Below are 1,317 nucleotides of genomic sequence, written 5' to 3' on the forward strand. Positions count from 1 at the left end.
ATTCTCAAAGTTTAAGGCACGCTCACTTCGGCGTTTAACCGCGCAGATAAACTGCGCTTACGCCTCCGTAGCGAACGTCTGCTCACGCAGCCGCCAGAGCAATTTCAAAGTGAAATTGCTCTAAAAGAAGAAAAACCACTGGTCAACCACGGCCACCATAGGCATGGCAAAGAGCAGGCTGTCTGCCCTGTCCAGCACGCCGCCGTGTCCCGGCAGCAGATGGCCGGAGTCCTTTACGTTGACCGAACGCTTGAGGGCCGACTCGAACAGGTCGCCCACCTGGGCAAAGGCGTTGACGGCAATGCCCAGCAGGGCAAAGGACAACCAGCCCGTCTTGCCGTAAAGCTCGCCGTAAATGGCGCAAAAAATCACGCAGGCCACCAGGCTGCCCACGGCGCCTTCAGAGCTTTTTTTGGGGCTGACGCGGGGCCACAGCTTGTGATGTCCGAAGCGCGTACCCACAAAATAGGCGGCAGTATCGGAAATAGCCACGGCGGCAATGACGAAGATGAGCTTGGTGGTGGAAAGATAGGTGGCCGGCAGGAGCAGCAGAGGCACATAGGCCAGTCCGGCCATGAAAATGCCGCTGGAAACAAAGGCGTTGTCTTCCTCAACAACGTCCCAGCGGAAAAGAAAGCTCATGGCCGAAAGAACAAAACCCGCGCCGAGGCACACCAGGGCGTCCTGCGGGCGGTTCATCCAGGTGAGGCAAAGCATGCCCCAGCCCAGGGCGATGGCGCACACGCGGCTGGGAATACGGTCCCCGGGACCCCAGAAAAGAGAATAGAATTCCCACAGCCCCAGGGCCGATACCAGCAGAATGACAAACAGCAGGGGCCAGCCCCGCAGCCAGAGCACCAGCAACAGCACTGCGGCCAGCAATACGCCGGTTATGATGCGGCGGATGTCGATGGGATTGGCGGTGGGTTCAATGGGCATCTATTTGCTCCTGTGTTTTGCCAAAGCGGCGCGACCGCGCGGCGTAAGCTTCCAGTGCCAGGCGCAACTGCGCGGCGTCAAAATCGGGCCATGCCACCTGGGTAAAGTACAGTTCACTGTAAGCGCACTGGTACAGCAGGTAATTGCTCAGGCGCTGCTCGCCGCTGGTACGGATGAGCAGGTCCGGGTCGGGCTGACCTGCGGTATAAAGGCGCTGTGCCAGGCTTTCTTCAGTGATGTCTTCGGGCCGTGCGCCGTCATGCAGAAAAGATTGCATGGCGCGCACCAGCTCGGCCCGCGAGCCATAGTTGAGAGCCAGGTTCAAAACCATATGCGCGCCGTCGGCCGTGCGCTTTATGGCGTGGCGCAGGGCCGTGC

At 59.8% G+C, this 1,317-nt stretch carries 2 protein-coding genes; both read right to left on the reverse strand.

All coding sequences use genetic code 11. The features are described 5' to 3' along the window. Positions 1 to 120 precede the first annotated feature (120 nt). On the reverse strand, positions 121 to 939 hold the full coding sequence (locus V6C07_RS00055; protein WP_333534289.1) for a phosphatidate cytidylyltransferase: 819 nt from the start codon (positions 937 to 939) through the stop codon (positions 121 to 123). After that, the coding region (gene uppS, locus V6C07_RS00060) for a polyprenyl diphosphate synthase (RefSeq protein ID WP_333534291.1) at positions 929 to 1,317 on the reverse strand (389 nt) is incomplete at its 5' end. The genes uppS and V6C07_RS00055, both read right to left, overlap by 11 nt.

Source organism: Desulfovibrio sp. 1214_IL3152 (genome assembly GCF_036763055.1).
In the GTDB taxonomy this organism is placed as follows: Bacteria; Desulfobacterota; Desulfovibrionia; order Desulfovibrionales; family Desulfovibrionaceae; genus Desulfovibrio.